The following is a 17460-nucleotide window of genomic DNA, read 5'->3' as shown; positions in this document are numbered from 1 at the left end:
CGACATGAGTCAACCGATGCGGCCTGGCAGCGGATCGGGCCGGCGCATCAGCACGCCGCCGGAGCCCGCAAAGGGGATGAGGCAGGGACGAGTCGGGACACGCCAGGCGCTCGGGCGGTCCCGGGGCGGGCTGGCGACCAAGGTCCACCTAGCCGCGGTCTGCCGCTGTCGTTCGTGGTCACGCCCGGCAACGTCGAGGCCTGCTCCCGTCTGGTGCGGGTCGTCGAGGCCATCCGCATCGCCCGGCCCGGCGCGGGCCGGCCACGCACCCGTCCGGCGCACCTGATCGCCGGCAAGGGCAACTCCAGCGATCACCTTGGTCTCCGCACTGCCATGGATCACGTGGTGGTCGATCTGTGACGGCGCGGCAAGGGGTGCGTGCGGCACCTGCCGGTCCGCCCGCTGGGTGGGGCGTCGTTTCTGGTGGTGTCTCCTCAGCGGAGACAATTCTCCTGTGGGTAGACGCCGGTGGAAGAGGCCGGGCGACCCTGGTGTGCGATCTGTGGAGATTGCCCGTTCTTCTCCTCGGGATGGTCGTGCGGGGCCGTACCGGCTGCTCGGCGAAAGCCTCGCCCGTGGTGGCCGCGCGCCTGGGCGGGTGGGCGCCGGGCAGGTCTGAGCGGCGTCAGTCGCCGCCGTCGATGAAGCCGGATATAGCGGCAGCGACGGCTTCGGGCTGCTCATCGGGGATGAAGTGCCCGGCGTCGGGCACGACGACTCCGGTGGCGTTGTCGGCCCACGGGCTGATGGAGGCCGCCATGTCCGGAATGGAGCCGTGGCTGCTGGAGATTCCGAGGACGGGCACGGTCAGGTGCTGCCGCCTGAGTGCCTGGTGGTTCTTGCGCGCCGACTCGGCGGCGTCTCGGTAGTAGGCGAGGGAGGCGCGGAGGCCGCCGTCGGCGGCGAGGGCCGCTGCGTAGTGGTCGAGGTCGGCGTCGTCGAACGTGCCGGGAGCGAGGGACTTCACCTTCAGGAACCAGTTGGCGTACTCCCGTTCGCGGCCGGCAATCAGGGTCTCGGGCAGGTCGGGCACAAGGTGGAACGCGAAATGCCAGGTCTTCCACGCCCGGGCCGGGTCGGTGGGAATCGCTTCCGGCAGAGTGATGCCGGGGATTCCGGCGTCGAGCAGGGCGACTCCGTGCAGCTGGCTCTCGTAGTTGAGGGCGAGGGAGAAGGCGACCCAGGCGCCGATGTCATGGGCGGCCAGCCAGTAGGTCGGCACTCCGAGAGCGTTCACGGCGGCGTGGACGTGCGCGGCGACCGTATGGGTGTCGTAGCCGCACTCCGGGCGCTCGGAGTGGCCCTGGCCCGGCAGGTCGATCGCGATGACGCGGAACCGGCCGGCGAGGCTGGGCATGACCTTTCGCCAGGCCCACCAGGTTTGCGGGAATCCGGCGAGCAGGACAACGGCCGGACCGGAAGCCTGGCCGCCTTCGACGGCATGAAGGCGGATGCCGGCTGCGTCGACCCAGCGGTGGGTGAACCCGTCCAGGTCGTGCAGGGGCAGGCCGCGGACAGGGTTGGCTTCGGGGACATGCTGAGTGGTGGGCGCAGGGTCAGTCACGGGAATCCTCCGAAGGCGGGCGATGAAGACAGGCGCGGAGTGGATCCAGAGCGCCTCCTCGATGACGATCATTCCGATGGCCAGCAGGGCTGTCCCGGTCCTACGTCGGTGGTGTGCTTGCCGCGCTGTCGCGAGGTGTGGGGGACGCCCGGCCATGACCATGCTCGGAGGCTAGCACATCTTGAACTGATTGGTTCAAGATAGAATGGTGCGCAGCATGGCCCGAGACATCGACACACCGGCAAGGAAGTGCCACGTGGCAGGCAAGAAGCAGTTCGACATGGACACGGCGCTTGACGCCGCGATGATCCAGTTTTGGCGCGCCGGCTACGCCGACACCTCAGTCGACGATCTGTCCCGGGCGACCGGCCTGAACCGCAGCTCCATCTACTCCTCGCTCGGCGACAAGGACACGCTCTTCCTGCGCTGCCTGGCTCGCTACACCGCGCGCTACGGCGACAAGTACGACGCCGCCCTGTCGTGTGCAGCCTCGGAACCGCTTGCGGCTGTTCGCGCGTTCTTCGACGTCACCCTCGAGCGCATCGCCGATCCCGAACTGCCAGATGGATGCCTGGTCGCCCAGTCGGCCATGGCGATCCCGGTGCTGAGCCCGAGCGTCGCGGCGCACGCGAAGGAGGCGCTCGGCTTCCAGCGCCTGCGCCTGCGCGCCGCGCTGAAGGCCGGGCGATTGACCGACCAGGACGCCGATGCCTTCGCTGAACACGCGGCGGCCGTCAACCAGTCTCTCGCCGTCATGAGCAGAGCCGGGGCGAGCCCGGCGCAGCTCCTGGCCATAGTGCGCGTGACCGTTGACGCGCTCTCGCAAGCGTTGCACGCGCGCGACTAGGCGCTCAGGAACCCCGCGCTGACGGACTGCGGTGGCGTGGGGATCAGGGGAGGGTGTCGAGGAAGTGCATGAAGTCGGCGGGCAGCACCAGGCGGCCGCCGATCGTGCGGGACTCCAGGAGGGTGAGGGTGCCGTTCCGAATCCAGAACAGCTCCGGGGTGAGCGAGCCGGGGCCCTCGTCGTAGGCGTTCCTGGCGAAGGCGTGCAGGCGCTCAGCCGTGATCATCGCGGTGTTCTTGCGAATGGCGCAGGCGGCGATCGCGCTCCGGGTGGGGGCGACGGCCAGCGCGCCGTACGGTCCCGGGTCGAGGTAGGAGTCCAGCCACAGCAGGTGCGTCGCGGCGTAGAACGTCTGTCCCTCCAGCACGCGGATGCCGGTGTCGTCGATGACGTCGCACTCCAGCGGGCCGTCGGCGCGCACGCCCTCGCGGCCGACGGCGAACAGCTCGTCGGCCGTCACCGGCCACGTCATGGCGTCGTCGGTGACGATCGTGCGCACGGTCGTGGGAGTATCGGCGACGATCGCCTCGATGAGCCCGGGCGCGAACGGCCGGCAGATGAGGCGTCCGGTGCGGGCCTCGGCCGGGTAGACGCGGGCCCGCAGGAGGCCGCGCACCAGCGCGAAGTCGCGCAGGTCGAGCGGCTCCTCGATGGCGGTGATGATGGTGCCGACGTGGTCGGCGACCAGTGCGGGCCAGTCGTCGCGCGGCACCTGGCGGGCCAGCTGGCGCAGGTTGCGCATGCCGATGTGGAGACGCTGCGGGCCGTCGAGGAGCATCGCGTCGTTCTGGACGGGACGGCAGCCGTACCCGTGGCTCTCGGCCACCAGCACGACGAGCGAGTCGAGGGCCCGGTCGTCTCCACCGGCCGGTGCGGGCCGATGGTCGCGGCGTTCGTACGTCGTCATGGTGTCTCCCCCGCGAAGGCGCCCGGAGGTCCGGACCGCCGTCCCCGGGCGTCCGGCACGCCCGGATGAAGTACGAGCGCGTCCGCGTCGAGCAGGACCGGAGCGCCCAGCCGGATGGTGAGCTGGCGGGGGCCGTGCCCGACCGGCACCCCCGCGAGGATCGGCACGCCGAGCGGGCCGAGACGGTCGGCGAACACCGCGTCGAGGTCGCCACAGCCGGTCCAGGTGCCGAGCACGATGCCCGCGACGCCGTCGAACCAGCCCGCCTGGCGTAGTTGGGTGAGCATGCGGTCGACGCGGTAGGGCGCCTCGCCGACGTCCTCGAGGAAGGCGATGCGGCCGGCGGCCGGCTCCGGGGCGTACGGCGTGCCGAGCAGGGAGGTCAGGAGAGCGAGGTTGCCGCCGGTCAGAGGGCCGGTCGCGCGGCCCGGGCGCAGCGCGCGCGTGCCGGTGACGGGCGCGCCGCGGTCGAACAGGGCGGCTCGCAGGTGGTCGACCGCCTCCGGCTCGCCGTCGGCGATGAGGGAGGCGACCATCGGCCCGAACGAGGTGGTCACCCCGAGTCGTCGTCCGAACGCCACGTGCAGGGCGGTGATGTCGCTGGACCCGTGCAGGGGCTTCGGTGTCGCGCGGCCGAGCGCGGTCCAGTCGAGGTGGTCGAGGAGCCGCGCGGCGCCATACCCGCCGCGGGCGCACAGGACCGCCGCGATCTCCGGGTCGCACCAGGCCGCCTGCAGGTCGGCCGCGCGGTCGGCGTCGGCGCCGGCGAGGTGGGGCAGGGTCGGAGCGATGTCGAGGGCGTGCCGCCCGAACGTCACCTCGAGGCCGAGGCTCCGCAGCACCGTGGCACCGCGCTCGAGACGGCCGGGGTCGACCGGCCCGCTGGGGGCGATGACGGCGACTCGATCCCCGGCGTGCAGTGACGATGGCTGACCGCCCCCGGGGTCGCGCATCCGCCCCTCCTTGTTATGTGCTGCGTCAGAGCATGGCACCAACAACCCCCGCAGCGGAAGAGGTCAGGTGTCGCGTGACCGAGCCTCCGGTGTCAGCTCGCCCCTGACACCCTGCGGTCAGAACGTCCCCGATCGGCTCGCGGATCACGCGGCAAGGGAGATCATACGGTCTTTGCCGTTCCTTAACGATCCGAAACGCCTCGGTCACTCGGCGGCCCGCCCGAGATCGGCTCCGGCGATGACCTGGGCGGCGCGCGGCGCCGTCCGGACACCCCCTAGCGTGATCGGCGAGTTGTTCGGACCTGAACGAGGAGTGTGTCATGACGCGGACGGCCGTGGTGACCGGCGGCGGGACCGGCATCGGCCGGGCGATCGCGGAGGCGTTGATCGCCCAGAACGTCGACGTGACCATCACCGGCCGCCGGAAGGAGGTGCTCGAGGAGACCGCCGCCGCGATCGGGGCGCGGGCCGTGGCGTTCGACGCCGCCGATCCGGTCGCGGTCGAGGAAGCGCTCCCGGCGCTGCCCGAGCGGGTCGACGTGCTGGTGAACAACGCCGGCGGCAACGCCACGCGCCGTCTTTCCCCGCCGGCCGACGGCGACCTGGCGGGCCTGCGCGAACTGTGGCTCGCGCAGTACGACCAGAACGTCGTCAGCGCGGTCCTGGTGACGACGGCGTTGACGCCGCGCCTGGCCGCGAACGGCAGGGTCGTCCTGGTCGGGTCGATCGCGGGCGCGCGCGGCGGCGGCGCACGTGGCAACGGGTCGTACGGCGCCGCCAAGGCGGCGGTGCACAACCTGGCCGCCGACCTCGGAGCGCGGCTCGGCCCGCGGGGCATCACCGTGAACACCGTGGCGCCCGGCCTGGTCGAGGACACCGAGTTCTTCAACGGCACGCTGTCGGAGGAGCGGCGCGCGCGATCGAGCTCCGAGACGTTCACCGGGCGGGTCGCCACGCCCGCCGAGGTCGCGGTGGCCGTGGCCTTCCTGGCGTCCCCTGCGGCGGGGCACATCACCGGCCAGGTGATCCACGTCAACGGGGGCGCGTTCCCGGGCCGCTGACCTGCTCGGCCGTCCGACGCGGCGATGATGCATCATCGGGGGATGCGATTCTCCGGGCGTTCGGTGGTGGTGACCGGCGGCGGCGCCGGGATCGGGCGGGCGATCGCCCTGCGGTTCGGGGCGGAGGGCGCCCGGGTCGTCGTCGCCGACCTGGACGCCGCGAGCGCCGGGCGTACGGCCGGTGAGATCCCCTGCGCTCGCGCGGTCGCCGTCGACGTGACCGACGGCGCCGGCGTCCGGGCGGCGCTGGCGGACCTGCCCGTCGACGTCCTGGTGAACAACGCCGGCGGCGCGGTCGACGCGGCGTTCGAGGAACTGTCCGAGGACGCCTGGGACCGGGACGTCGATCTGTGCCTGAAGGGAACGTTCCTGTGCACCCAGGCCGTCCTGCCGGCGATGCTGCGGCGGGGTGGGGGCGTCATCGTCAACGTGGCCTCGGTGAACGGCATCACCCATCTCGGAAACGAGGCCTACAGCGCGGCCAAGGCGGGCGTCCTCAGCCTCACGCGCAGCGTCGCGGTGCGCTACGGCCCGGCCGGGATCCGCTGCAACGCCGTCGCACCGGGCACGATCCGCACCAGCGCGTGGGACGAGCGCGAGAGCCACCGCCCGGGCGTCCTGGACCGCGTCGCCGGCTGGTATCCGCTGCGCCGCGTCGGCACTCCGGACGACGTCGCAGCCGCGGTGGCCTTCCTGGCCTCCGACGAGGCCGCGTGGATCAGCGGGACGACGCTGCCCGTGGACGGCGGGCTGCTGGCGGGCAACCAGCGCATGACCGACGACATCGTGGGCGACTGAGCCGCCGGTGTCCTGATCACGGCACGGGACGACCCGGACCGTCGTCCCACCGGCCCCGGTCCGGTCCCGGGCACGGCGGCGTTCCACAATCGAAGGAAGAGCCCGCACGCGGGCGGCGTGGGCCACGGGCCGCGGCCGCTCGCCGGGCCGAGGAGGCGGGCTCCGCACTCGAACCGGGGGACGTGATGGAACACCCGGACCGGCCGCTGACCCGGCGGGAGGCCCTCCGCGCCGGCCTGACCGTCGCGGCGCTCGCGCCGGCGCCCGCCGCCCTCGCGCGCCCGTGGACCGGTCTGACGCCGGAGCAGCAGGCCGGGCAGTGTGTGATCTTCTCCTACTCCGGCTCCACCGTGCCGCCCGCGCTGCTGGCGCAGATCGAGGCCGGGACCGCGGCGGGCGTCATCTTCTTCGCGGACAACGTCACGAGCCTGGACCAGATCGCCGCGGCGACCCGCCGGCTGGAGGTCGCGCGGAAGGCGGGTCCGGTGCCGGCTCCGCTGTTGCTGATGACCGACCAGGAGGGCGGCAGGGTACGACGGCTCCCGGGCGGCCCCGTCGGCTCGCAGAAGGAGATCGGTCAGGCGTCCGATCCCGCCGCGGCGGCGGCTCGGGCCGGCACGGAGGCCGGACGGCTGCTCACGGGCGTCGGGATGAACGTCAACCTCGCGCCGGTCCTCGACGTCCATCGCACGGAAGGCGACTTCGCCGACCGGCTCGGCCGCTCGTACAGCACGGATCCGGCCGTCTGCGGCCGGCTGGGCGCCGCCTTCGTCACGGCGCAGCAGCGGGCCGGGGTCGCGGCGACCGTCAAGCACTTCCCGGGGCTCGGCGCGGCCGGTCCGGACGAGAACACCGACCTGCGGCCCGTCACGTTGCGGTCCCCCTGTCGGTCCTGCGGAGCGTCGACGAACCCCCGTACGCTCCGGCGATCGCGGCCGGCGTTCGGCTCGTGATGCCGTCCTGGGCGGTCTATCCGGCGCTGGACCCGGCGCGGCCGGCGGGCCTGTCCCCGGTCGTCCTCGGGTCGCTCCGCGGCCGGCTCGGGTTCCGGGGCGTGACCGTGAGCGACGCGATCAACGCCGGGGGGCTGGAGGGGTTCGGCACGTACGCGGAGCGAGCGGTCGCGGCGGCGCGGGCCGGGATGGACCTCATCCTCGTCTGCTCCCAGCGGGTCGCCGACGGGCAGGCGGTCGTCTCCGGCCTGGCCGCTGCCCTGCGGAGCGGACGACTGGACCGGCGCGCCTTCGACGCCGCGCGGACCCGGGTCTCCGATCTTCGCCACAGGTCCGGCTGAATTCCCGCGTTCGCCCCTCCGCGCCTGCGGCAGAATCCGGTTTTCTGGCACTAACATCCGATGTGTCCGTCAACCGGTCGTGGGCACGGCCGACGCATCCGGGGAGAGGCTCCATGAGTGGCGATCAGGGCGAAGTCGACCTGACGAGAGTGGCAGACTTATGGGACCCATGCGCACGACGTCCCCCCACATCCTGGTGGTCAATGGCACCAAGGTCCGTCGCCCGGTCTTCCTCCTGGGCGCACCCCACTCGGGAACGGACCTCCTCGCCCGCGCGCTCAGACGCTCGGGCGCGTTCCACGTCACGATGGGACGCCCCGGGGTGGTCCGCACGGTGTACGCCTTCGCCCGGCGACCCTCGATCGCCAATGAGCGAGGGCAGGGCGCGGCGCGCGTCCTGCGTGACGCGTACGCCCACACCTGGCAGGTGACGCGCGAGGGCTGCGGCGAGTGCCCGGCGGACTGCCGCGGACTGGGCCGGATCGGGGCCGACGGCACCTGCGCGGATCCGCGCGGCGTCCAGCGGTTCGCCGACGCCACCCCGGACCTGATCTACAGCACGGACGTGATCCTGGACGCCTTCCCGGACGCGCAGCTCATCCAGATCATCCGGGACGGCCGGGACGTCGTCGCCGGAATGCTCACCGACGAGCGCTGCCTGGCCTGGTTCCGGCCCGGGTTCGCCAACCTCGACGAGGTCTTCCCGAACCCCTTCTTCGGGGTCGAGGACGTCACCGAGCGCGCCCGCTGGCCACAGGCCGGGGTCGCGGTCAAGTGCGCGCTGCGCTGGCGGGGGTCGATCCGGCTCAGTGCCCGGCTCCGGGCGCAGACGCCCGAGGAGCAGTTGCTCACGGTCCGGTACGAGGAGCTCGTGGCCCGGCCCCGCGAGGTCGTCTCCGCCCTGTCCGACTACCTAGGCCAGCGGGTCTCCCGCACCGCGCTGTACGGCCTCCACGACGGAGGCGTCGGCCGGTGGCAGGAGGGGCTGACGCCCAAGCAGGTCACCCAGGTGGAGAAGATCGCCGGGGCCGAGCTGACCCGCCTCGGCTACCGGCTCAGCGACCGGGGATAGCCGTCGGCGGGCTCCCGCGTTCGGCGTACCGCCAGCCGATCGCCAGTCCGGCCGCACCGCACCCGACGAGAAGAGCGGTGATCCGCCGCATCCCGCGCCTGTTCTTCACCATCCCACTCACTCCGCAGTGACGATTCGCCGCCTGCTCCCACACTGTCCCGAGCGCGCGACGGCGGCGTTGCGATGAGAATGCGCTCAGGTGAAGCCCCGCGGACGGTCCGCGGGGCCGGCCGCGCCGAACGGGCGCCGGCACGTCGGCGTCCCCCGACGTCGGCGTTCCGGGGCGCCGGCGCGTCGGCGTTTCGGGGCGCCGGCCCGGAACGCCGGAGCCGGCTCAGTCCTCGTTGTCGTCGTCGGGGGCGTCGGTGGGCCCGCGCAGGACGGCGTCGTGCGATCGGTCGAAGTCCTCGCCGGATCCCTGCACGCAGCGCACGGCGACGCCGTGGCCGGGTTCGCGGACGGTGGCGCATCCGTTCGCCGGCAGCGGGGGCGGCCGCCGTCCCCCTCTCCGGGGCTCCGGGACGTCGCGAACGACCCCCGCCCTGATCCCCGCGATCGACGGCCGGTGGTGCCGGCCCTCGCGGAGCGGCCGGTGGTGGGCGGACCCGGCCCGGGCGGTCTGATGATGGGAGACGTTCACGTCCCGGTCCACCGGCTCGACTCTCTGGCGGCAGCCGGTCATCGCCAGCGCGGCTCCTAAGACCGCGCCCACCATGGCGTGCGAACGTCTCATCTCGTCTCCCCCGATCCGCGTCCCGCTCAGGGACTGAAGTAGTGCTGCATCCGGGTGACCCGGCCCCGGCCGTCGAACCACAGCTCGAACATGTGCGACCGGTCCAGCAGCGGGTGGAGCCGCGCCTGCAGCTTGACGAGCAGCGCGCGGAACTCCTCCGGAGTGAGCCGGACGCCGCGTACCCAGTCGGTGACGCCGTCGTTGGCGATCGGGGCGGACGCCCGGATCACCGCCCCGGGCGCCAGCCGCAGCGGGACGTAACGCCCCACGTCCGCCGGGCGCACCGTCTCCGGCCCGCCGGGCTGGACCTTGCGGGCCGGCGCGAACAGCACGACCTCCGCCGTCGGGCCGACCATGACCAGGCCGAAGACGCGAGAGCGGTCGGCGTACGACGCGCCCGGCCCGCCCGGGTCCGGACCCGCCGACGGGGCGTCGGGGCCCGGCGGGTCGGTCCTCGCGCCGGTCAGCAGCAGAGCCCCGGCGCAGGCGATCAACGCGACGATGGTCACCCAGCGTGCCCGCTTGGTATACGGAAAGCTCACGCCGAGGATCTACCCTCGTCGCCACCGGCTCATTCCTGTGCGCTGACCGAGCGCCGACAAATCACCGCAAAGGACAAAAAGCCTATTCCACCCCGCTGCCCGAAACGGAGCCGATCGTCTGCGTCATGACCGGTCGGCACCCTGCTCATCAGGGGTGTTATCCGAATCCCGCGAGCGGGCGTCCGGTGCCGGGCGTTCGAGCTCTTCGGCGGCGATACGGCCGACCTCGCGGAACAGCTCGCTGCTCGGCCAGATCTCACGCGGCGGCGGGATATGGGTACGGGCGCGGTCACCCGGCATCGCCATCGACCGTTCCCTTCACTCGTGGACGGATGCTCGCTGAGTCCGTCTACCCGCGAACGGGCGTTGTACGCGGGACGGGCCGCCTCCCGGCGGCCGGCGCGGCGCCCCAGAGGGCCGCGCCGGCCGCCGTGAGAGGCTCAGTGCACCGCGTCGGGCACGTCCTGCCGGGCGAACTGCGTGTGGTACAGCTCGCTGTACAGCCCGCCCCCGGCGAGCAACTCGTCATGCCGGCCCCGCTCGGCCACACGGCCGTCCTCGATCACGAGGATCTGGTCGGCCTCGCGGATCGTCGACAGCCGGTGGGCGATGACGATCGACGTGCGGCCGGCCAGGGCGGTGCGCAACGCCCGCTGCACGGCGGCCTCGGACTCGGAGTCCAGGTGGGCGGTGGCCTCGTCGAGCACCACGACCGAGGGGGCCTTCAGCAGCAGCCGGGCGATGGCCAGGCGCTGCTTCTCCCCGCCGGACAGCCGGTAGCCCCGGTCTCCGACGACGGTGTCGAGACCGTCGGGCATGCTCTCGACGAGCTCCCAGATCTGCGCGGCCCGGAGCGCCTCGGCCAGTTCCTCGTCCGTGGCGTCGGGCCGGGCGTACGCGAGGTTGGCGCGGATCGAGTCGTGGAACAGATGCGCGTCCTGGGTGACCACGCCGACCGTGCCGCGCAGCGACTCGAGGGTCGTGTCCCGTACGTCCTGGCCGCCGATGCGGACGACGCCCTCCGTCACGTCGTACAGCCGGGACACGAGCTGGGTGATGGTCGTCTTACCGGCGCCGGAGGGCCCGACCAGAGCGGTCATCGTCCCCGGAGCGACGCGGAAGCTCACTCCGTGCAGCACCTCGCGGCTCGGCGCGGTGTCCGTCCGCGCGATCGACTCCAGGGAGGCCAGCGAGACCTCGGCGGCCGCCGGGTAGCGGAAGACCACGTCGTCGAACTCGATCGCCGGCGCGTCGTCCGCCACGAGCAGATCCAGATCATCCGCCGCGGACCCGGCGGGGCCGTCCGTGCCAGGGGAGGCCGAGAAGCGCTCCGGCAGGGGCCGGGCGTCGGACTTCTCGTCGATCATCGGCTTGAGGTCGAGCACCTCGAAGACCCGGTCGAAGCTGACCAGCGCGGTCATCACGTCGACGTGCACGTTGGACAGCGCGGTCAGCGGACCGTACATGCGGGTGAGCAGCGTCGCCAGGGCGACGAGCGTGCCGAGCTGGAAGCTGCCGTCGACGACGAGCGATCCGCCGACCCCGTACACCATGGCGGTCGCCAGCGAGGCCACCAGCGTCAGGGCGGTGAAGAAGACCCGGCCGTACATCGCGGACGTCACCCCGATGTCGCGCACCCGCCGGGCCCGGTCGGCGAAGCCCGCCGACTCCTCCTCGGGACGACCGTACAGCTTGGCGAGCATCGCGCCGGCGACGTTGAACCGCTCGGTCATGAGCGAGCTCATCTCCGCGTCGAGCTGCATCTGCTCCCGGCTGATCTTCTGCAGCCGCCGGCCCACCCACTTGGCGGGGAAGATGAAGATCGGCAGCAGCACCAGGGCGACCAGCGTGACCTGCCAGGAGAGCACGAGCATCGTGACCAGCACGAGGACCAGGCTGATCACGTTCGAGACGACGGAGGACAGCGTGGTGGTCAGGGCGCGCTGCGCGCCGATGACGTCGCTGTTCAGGCGGCTGACCAGCGAACCGGTCTGGGCGCGCATGAAGAACGCGACCGGCATGCGCTGCACGTGGTCGAACACCTGGGTGCGCAGGTCGTAGATCAGCCCCTCGCCGATGCGCGCGGAGTACCACCGCTGGCCGAGGCCGATGAGCGCCTCCACCAGGGCGAGGCCCGCGACGGCGGAGGCCAGTGTGATCACGATCCCGGTCCGGTGCGGCACGATCCCGTGATCGATGATGGTCTTCAGCAGCAGCGGGTTGGCCACGACGATGACGGCGGCCACGGCGTTCAGCGCCAGGAAGAGCACGAGCTCCCGGATGTACGGGCGGGCGTACCCGGCGATGCGGCGCACCGTCCCGGCCTTGAGCCGTTCCTTGACGACCGACCTGTCGCGGCGGAACGACGCCATCATCATCCAGCCGTTGTCCGGCATCCCCACGGCGGTCCCTCCCGAGGATTCGCGACGTAATCATGTAAGCGCGTCGGCAAGAACGTACCGGATCGTTGGTTGATTCCCCCGGGTTTCCGGTTCGTCGCTCGCCTCCATCCCAGCCTGCGCCATGCACGCGGTTCCCCGCCATCCGCCGTCCGGCCGAACCGGCCCCCGGACCCGCGACCTAGTCCTCCCTTCCACGGACTTGTGCCGGAAGTCGATCTTGCGTGGAATGTCACAAGCCCCGACAACCCCCCAACGGAGCCCCCATGCGACAACGCACGCTCGGCGTGGTCCTGGCGATCACCACGATCACCGCCGCGCCCGCCATCTCCGCCCGTCCCGCCGACGCCGCGCCCACCCCCCACGCCACGGTGTCGGGTGGGGAGACCCAGCCGGTCTTCTCCCGCGCCGACGCCACTACCCAGACGGTGAACATCGAGGTCCCGGTCGACAGCGACCACGACGGCGTCCGGGACCGGGTGCAGATGCGGATCATGCGCCCCAAGGAGACCGACCAGGGCCTCAAGGTCCCGACCATCGTCGAGCCGAGCCCGTACTGGGCCGGCGGCAACGACGTGCCCAACCACGACGTCGACATCGACGGCCTGAGCGCCCGCGGGCTGCGGCAGAACCGGTCGGCCGACGTCCTCGCCGGCGCCTTCCCCGGTTACTACGACAACTACTTCCTGCCGCGCGGCTACGCCGTCGCCGACCTCGACAGCCTGGGCACCGGCGGCTCGACCGGCTGCCCGACCTCGGGCGCGCGCAACGAACAGGCCGGGGTCCGCGCCGCCGTCGACTGGCTGACCGGCCGCGCCCGCGGCTGGGCCCCCGACGGCACCCCGGTCAAGGCGACCTGGTCGACCGGGAAGGTCGGCATGATCGGTCAGTCCTACGACGGGACGCTGCCGAACATGGCGGCCGCCACCGGTGTGCCGGGGCTCAAGGCGATCGTGCCGATCGCCGGGATCTCCTCCTGGTACGACTACTACCGCGCCAACGGCGGCGTGCTCGCGCCCGGCGGCTTTCAGGGCGAGGACCTCGACGTCCTGGCCAAGTACGTCTACACGCGCGCGGACCGGGAGATCTGCAAGCAGGTCATCGCCGACATCGAGGCGAGGCAGGACCGCGACACCGGCAACTACAGCCGGTTCTGGGACGAGCGGAACTACGTCCAGGACGCGCGGAAGGTGCGCGCCGCCGTGTTCGTCGTGCACGGCCTGAACGACTGGAACGTCAAGACCAAGCAGTCGGTGCAGTGGTGGAACGCGCTGGCGCGCGTCGGCGTCCCCCGGAAGCTGTGGCTCCACCAGGCGAACCACAACACGCCGTTCCGCTGGCGGATCGAGGAGTGGCTGCGGCAGACGCACCACTGGTTCGACCACTGGCTGTACGGGATCGACAACGGCATCATGCAGGAGCCGCGCGTCGACATCGAGCGGGCGCCCGGGCAGTGGGAGCAGCACGCGGACTGGCCGGAGCCCGGCACGCGCACCGTCGACCTGCACCTGAACGCCTCCGGTGACCTGGCCGCGAAGCCGCGGCGCGGCGCGGCGCAGTCGATGGTCGACGCGGGGCGCACCCGGACGGCCGAGCAGCTCGCGGCCGACCCGACGACCCCGGATCCGAACCGCTTGGTCTACCTGACGCCACAGCTCACCAAGCCGGTGCGGGTCGGCGGCACGCCGCGCATCTCGCTGCGCGCCTCACTCGACGGCCGCTCGCCGTACCTCACCGCGCTGCTGGTCGACTACGGCACCGACACCCGGCCGACCGGTGTGGTAGCGAGCACGGGCGAACAGGTCTGCTACGGCGAGGGCGTCCCCGACGACGACGGCTGCACCACCCGGACCGCGCACGTCACCGAGACCAAGCCGTTCAAGATCGTGACGCGCGGCTGGCTGGACGCGCGCAACCGGCACGACCCGGCCCGTACCGACCCGCTCAAGGCCGGGAAGACGTACGACTTCGCCTGGGACTTCCAGCCGAACGACTACGTCTTCAAGGCGGGCCACCGGCTCGGCGTCGTGGTGCTGTCCACCGACTACGACTACACGCTGCGCTATCCGGCCGGCACGAGGCTGACCGTGCAGCCCGGGGTGAGCACCCTGCACCTGCCGGTCGCCCCGCGCTGAGACGGCGATGGGGCGGGCGGCGTGACGCCGCCCGCCCCATCCTGGGCTGCGCTCAGGCGCCGAGGTTGAAGGTGTCCGGGTCCGGGCCGGTGCGCTCGTCCCGGTTCAGGCCCGCGATGGCGGCCAGGTCGTCGTCGCTCAGCTCGAAGTCGAAGACGTCGATGTTCTCCCTGATGCGGGACGGCGTGACCGACTTGGGGATCACCACGTTGCCGATCTGGACGTGCCAGCGCAGGACGACCTGCGCGGGGGTCTTGCCGTGCGCGGACGCGATCCGGGTGACCGTGTCGTCCTTGAGCAGCCCGCCGCCCTGGGCGAGCGGGCTCCACGCCTCCGTGGCGATGCCGTGCTCGGCGTGGAACGCCCGCAGGTCCGCCTGCTGGAGGTACGGGTGCAGCTCGATCTGGTTGAGGGCGGGGACGACGTCGGTCTCCTCGAACAGCCGCCGCAGGTGCGGGATCTGGAAGTTCGAGACGCCGATCGCCTTGGCCCGGCCCTCCTTGTAGATCTTCTCGAACGCCTTCCAGGTCTCCACGTAGGCGGCCTTGGCCGGCAGCGGCCAGTGGATGAGGTAGAGGTCGACGTAGTCGAGCCCGAGCTTGTCGAGGCTCAGGTCGAACGCCCGCAGCACGGCGTCGTACCCCTGGTCGCCGTTCCACAGCTTCGTGGTCACGAACAGCTGGTCGCGGGGCACGCCGGCGGCGGCGATGGCCTTGCCGACGCCCTCCTCGTTCTCGTAGGCCGCCGCGGTGTCGATGCTGCGGTAGCCCGCCTCGATGGCGGTGCCGACCGCGGGGGCCGCCTCCTCATCGGGAACCTGCCAGACGCCGAACCCCAGCTGCGGCATGGCGGCACTGGTGTTCAGCGTGATCGTCGGGACGCTTGACACGAAGGTCCTTCCATCGTCGTCGAAGTAATCGCTCCTCGCAGAGTACGGGCCCGGCCGGAACTCCCCTCCAGCCGGGCCCGTTTTGCCGCCGAGGGGGCGGACTGTCACGTATTGCCCTCTGTGTCCGTCCCTATTCCTCGCTCCCGGATGACGACGAGGTCGTGCCGGGCCTCGGGTCCGGTGGACCGTTCGGCGCCCTCGACGACGAAGCCCGCGTCGGCGATCATGCGCAGATCGTCGTCGCCGGCCTGGCCCTCGCTCGTGAGGTAGTCGCCGAGGAAGATCGAGTTCACGACGTGCAGCGCGAGCGGCTGCAGGCCGCGCAGGTGGATCTCCCGTCCGCCGGCCAGCCGCACCTCCACGTCCGGGAAGACCAGCCGGAACAGCGCGAGGACGCGCAGGCAGCGCAGCGGCGTCAGCTCCCACCTCCCCGCGAGCGGCGTCCCCTCGAACGGGATGAGGAAGTTGACCGGGACCGAGTCCGGGTTCAGCTCGCGCAGCGCGAACGCGACGTCGATGACGTCCTCGTCGCCCTCCCCCATGCCGAAGATCGCTCCTGAGCACGGCGACAGCCCGGCGGCCGCCGCCTCGTTGACCGTGTCGACCCGGTCCTGGAAACCGTGGGTCGTGCAGATGTCGCCGTAGCGTTCGGCGCTGGTGTTGAGGTTGTGGTTGTAGGCGAACGCACCCGCCTCGCGCAGCTGCTCGGCCTGGCCGGGCTTCAGCAGGCCGAGGCACACGCAGACCTCGACGTCGCGCGCGGCGATCTCCCGGACGGCCGCGCTGACCCGGTCGATGTCCCGCTGTGCGGGGCCCCGGCCGCTGGCGACCAGGCAGACCCGGCGGGCGCCGCGCGCGACCGCCTGATCGGCGGCGCGGACCATCTCCTCGGTGTCCTGCCAGGAGTACTTCAGGATGTCGGCGTCGGACCCCTTGCGCTGCGAGCAGTAGAAGCAGTCCTCCGGGCACAGGCCGCTCTTCATGTTGACCAGGTAGTTGAGCTTCACCCGGTTCCCGAAGAACGCCCGCCGCACCCGCCCCACTGCCGCGATCAGTTCGAGCGTGCCCTCGTCGGAGACGGCGAGCACCGTACGGGCCTCATCCCGGGTCAGCGCCTCCCGGCGCATCGCCTTGGCCACGATCGGATCCACGAGATCGTCCATGGGGCGAGTCTGCCGTGTGCCGGTCGACGCGCGGAGGAGCCACCGGCACAACAGGGCGGACCGTGGCTTGTAGGCGCGATCTACTTGACGTGAGCGCTCCCGGAGCGCCCCGTGAACCCGCCGGCGGCCGCGGATCGGGACCATCCACGCGCCGCAGACCGCGGATCAGGAGGCCAGAGACGCGCCGACCGCCGAGGGCCAGAATTCCGGCGACGTGCCGGCGGCCCAGGGTCAGGAGGCCGGTGATGCGCCGGCCGGGTCGCCGAGCAGGGGCACCTGCTCGCGGCGCTCGGCCGCCGCCTGCTCCGCCAGGGTGTTGTGCGGCGCCTGCCGAATGAGGCGCTTCGTCGCGGCCGCGGTGGCCGGCGGGACCTGGAGGATCGCCGCGACGAGGTCGGCGACCGCGGAGTCGAGCTCGGCGGCGGGCACGACCAGCTCGGCCAGGCCGAGGCGGGCGGCCTCCTCGGCGAAGACGGTGCGCGTCGTCAGGCAGATCTCCAGGGCGCGCGGCACGCCGACGATGTCGACGAGCGGCTTGGTGCCGGTGAGGTCCGGGACGATGCCCAGCGCGGGCTCCTTCATGGCGAACTTCACGTCGTCGGCGACCACGCGCAGGTCGCAGGAGAGCGCGAGCTGGAAGCCGCCGCCGATGGCGTGCCCCTGCACGGCCGCGATCGAGACGATGTCGGGGCGGCGGAGCCAGAGGTAGCCCGCCTGCAGTCCCGCGATGAACTCTTCGTCACGGGGGCCGGAGGTGTCCTCGCCGGGCACGCCCTCGGGGCTGAAGAGCCGCAGGTCGATGCCTGCGGAGAAGGAGGGACCGTCGCCGCGTACGACGACGACGCGGACGGTCTCGGGCAGCGTCTCGCCGATGCGGGCGAGCGTGTGCCAGGTGCTGAAGGTCAGGGCGTTGCGCCGCTCCGGCCGGGCAAGGCTGATCGTCGCCACGGCGCCGTCGACGTCGAGGCGCAGGCCTGCTCGCTGAAGCTCGGCAGGGTCGAGCGGTAGGGTGTGCTCGGCCTCGAACAGGTCCATCGACTGGGAGATATCCGGGTCGATGCCGGGCAGCGGCGCGACGTCCGCAGGAAGAGTGTTCCGCCGCG

17 protein-coding genes and 1 pseudogene are annotated in these 17460 nt (G+C 72.1%); 8 read left to right on the top strand and 10 right to left on the bottom strand.

Annotated elements, in window-relative coordinates; genetic code table 11:
- Nucleotides 1-42: 42 nt before the first annotated feature.
- A pseudogene (locus AB0K82_RS18115) lies at nt 43-309 on the top strand (IS5/IS1182 family transposase); the annotation flags it as partial.
- Between the two features lie 316 nt (nt 310-625).
- Here AB0K82_RS18115 and AB0K82_RS18110 read toward each other — a convergent pair.
- Nucleotides 626-1564: an alpha/beta hydrolase gene (locus tag AB0K82_RS18110; RefSeq protein ID WP_364398185.1), complete on the bottom strand. Its 939-nt coding sequence runs from the start codon at nt 1562-1564 to the stop codon at nt 626-628.
- Between the two features lie 256 nt (nt 1565-1820).
- On the opposite strand from AB0K82_RS18110, the gene AB0K82_RS18105 reads away from it, so the two are divergent.
- Nucleotides 1821-2411, top strand: a complete 591-nt coding sequence (locus tag AB0K82_RS18105) for a TetR/AcrR family transcriptional regulator (RefSeq protein ID WP_364398183.1) — start codon at nt 1821-1823, stop codon at nt 2409-2411.
- A 43-nt stretch (nt 2412-2454) separates the two neighbouring features.
- On the opposite strand, the gene AB0K82_RS18100 is transcribed toward AB0K82_RS18105, so the two are convergent.
- Nucleotides 2455-3318, bottom strand: coding sequence for a hypothetical protein (locus AB0K82_RS18100; RefSeq protein ID WP_345347066.1), 864 nt, complete (start codon nt 3316-3318; stop codon nt 2455-2457).
- Complete coding sequence (locus AB0K82_RS18095) at nt 3315-4271, bottom strand: LD-carboxypeptidase (RefSeq protein WP_364398182.1); 957 nt, start codon at nt 4269-4271, stop codon at nt 3315-3317. The genes AB0K82_RS18100 and AB0K82_RS18095 overlap by 4 nt, the downstream gene beginning before the upstream one ends.
- A 320-nt stretch (nt 4272-4591) precedes the next feature.
- On the opposite strand from AB0K82_RS18095, the gene AB0K82_RS18090 reads away from it, so the two are divergent.
- The 5 genes from AB0K82_RS18090 (at nt 4592) to AB0K82_RS18070 (ending at nt 8496) form a co-directional block, all read left to right on the top strand.
- Nucleotides 4592-5332, top strand: coding sequence for an SDR family oxidoreductase (locus tag AB0K82_RS18090; RefSeq protein ID WP_364398180.1), 741 nt, complete (start codon nt 4592-4594; stop codon nt 5330-5332).
- Nucleotides 5333-5374: 42 nt separating this feature from the next.
- Nucleotides 5375-6130 (top strand): glucose 1-dehydrogenase, encoded by a 756-nt coding sequence (locus AB0K82_RS18085; RefSeq protein WP_364398178.1) that lies wholly within the window; start codon nt 5375-5377, stop codon nt 6128-6130.
- Between the two features lie 185 nt (nt 6131-6315).
- Nucleotides 6316-7083 (top strand): glycoside hydrolase family 3 N-terminal domain-containing protein, encoded by a 768-nt coding sequence (locus AB0K82_RS18080; RefSeq protein WP_364398176.1) that lies wholly within the window; start codon nt 6316-6318, stop codon nt 7081-7083.
- Nucleotides 7014-7424: a glycoside hydrolase family 3 N-terminal domain-containing protein gene (locus AB0K82_RS18075; protein ID WP_364398365.1), complete on the top strand. Its 411-nt coding sequence runs from the start codon at nt 7014-7016 to the stop codon at nt 7422-7424. Before AB0K82_RS18080 ends, AB0K82_RS18075 begins: the two co-directional genes overlap by 70 nt.
- 169 nt (nt 7425-7593) lie before the next feature.
- Nucleotides 7594-8496 carry a sulfotransferase gene (locus AB0K82_RS18070; protein WP_364398174.1) on the top strand — a complete coding sequence of 301 codons (903 nt, stop codon included), beginning with the start codon at nt 7594-7596 and terminating at the stop codon, nt 8494-8496.
- Between the two features lie 334 nt (nt 8497-8830).
- Here the strand turns inward: AB0K82_RS18070 and AB0K82_RS18065 are convergent, their stop codons facing one another.
- The 4 genes from AB0K82_RS18065 to AB0K82_RS18050 form a co-directional block, all read right to left on the bottom strand.
- Entirely contained in the window at nt 8831-9229 is a 399-nt protein-coding gene (locus AB0K82_RS18065) for a hypothetical protein (protein ID WP_345347083.1), read from the bottom strand.
- A 26-nt stretch (nt 9230-9255) separates the two neighbouring features.
- Nucleotides 9256-9771 carry a hypothetical protein gene (locus tag AB0K82_RS18060; protein WP_364398172.1) on the bottom strand — a complete coding sequence of 172 codons (516 nt, stop codon included), beginning with the start codon at nt 9769-9771 and terminating at the stop codon, nt 9256-9258.
- 123 nt (nt 9772-9894) lie between these two features.
- A complete protein-coding gene (locus AB0K82_RS18055; RefSeq protein WP_364398171.1) occupies nt 9895-10077 on the bottom strand; it encodes a hypothetical protein in 183 nt (60 codons plus the stop codon).
- 134 nt (nt 10078-10211) lie between these two features.
- Nucleotides 10212-12167: an ABC transporter ATP-binding protein gene (locus AB0K82_RS18050; RefSeq protein ID WP_364398363.1), complete on the bottom strand. Its 1956-nt coding sequence runs from the start codon at nt 12165-12167 to the stop codon at nt 10212-10214.
- A 269-nt stretch (nt 12168-12436) separates the two neighbouring features.
- Between AB0K82_RS18050 and AB0K82_RS18045 the strand changes: the two genes are divergently transcribed.
- Nucleotides 12437-14305: a Xaa-Pro dipeptidyl-peptidase gene (locus AB0K82_RS18045; RefSeq protein WP_364398169.1), complete on the top strand. Its 1869-nt coding sequence runs from the start codon at nt 12437-12439 to the stop codon at nt 14303-14305.
- A 52-nt stretch (nt 14306-14357) separates the two neighbouring features.
- Here AB0K82_RS18045 and AB0K82_RS18040 read toward each other — a convergent pair whose 3' ends face one another.
- The 3 genes from AB0K82_RS18040 to AB0K82_RS18030 form a co-directional block, all read right to left on the bottom strand.
- Nucleotides 14358-15152: an aldo/keto reductase gene (locus AB0K82_RS18040; RefSeq protein ID WP_364398361.1), complete on the bottom strand. Its 795-nt coding sequence runs from the start codon at nt 15150-15152 to the stop codon at nt 14358-14360.
- Between the two features lie 146 nt (nt 15153-15298).
- Nucleotides 15299-16357 (bottom strand): biotin synthase BioB, encoded by a 1059-nt coding sequence (gene bioB / locus AB0K82_RS18035; RefSeq protein ID WP_364398168.1) that lies wholly within the window; start codon nt 16355-16357, stop codon nt 15299-15301.
- 231 nt (nt 16358-16588) lie between these two features.
- Nucleotides 16589-17392 carry an enoyl-CoA hydratase/isomerase family protein gene (locus tag AB0K82_RS18030; RefSeq protein ID WP_364398359.1) on the bottom strand — a complete coding sequence of 268 codons (804 nt, stop codon included), beginning with the start codon at nt 17390-17392 and terminating at the stop codon, nt 16589-16591.
- Nucleotides 17393-17460: the final 68 nt, after the last annotated feature.

Origin of the sequence: Actinoallomurus sp. NPDC052274 (genome assembly GCF_040679475.1) — a bacterium.
Taxonomy (GTDB): domain Bacteria; phylum Actinomycetota; class Actinomycetes; order Streptosporangiales; family Streptosporangiaceae; genus Actinoallomurus; species Actinoallomurus liliacearum.
The sequence above is the reverse complement of the archived record's forward strand: the minus strand, read 5'-3'. Positions and strand labels throughout refer to the sequence as shown.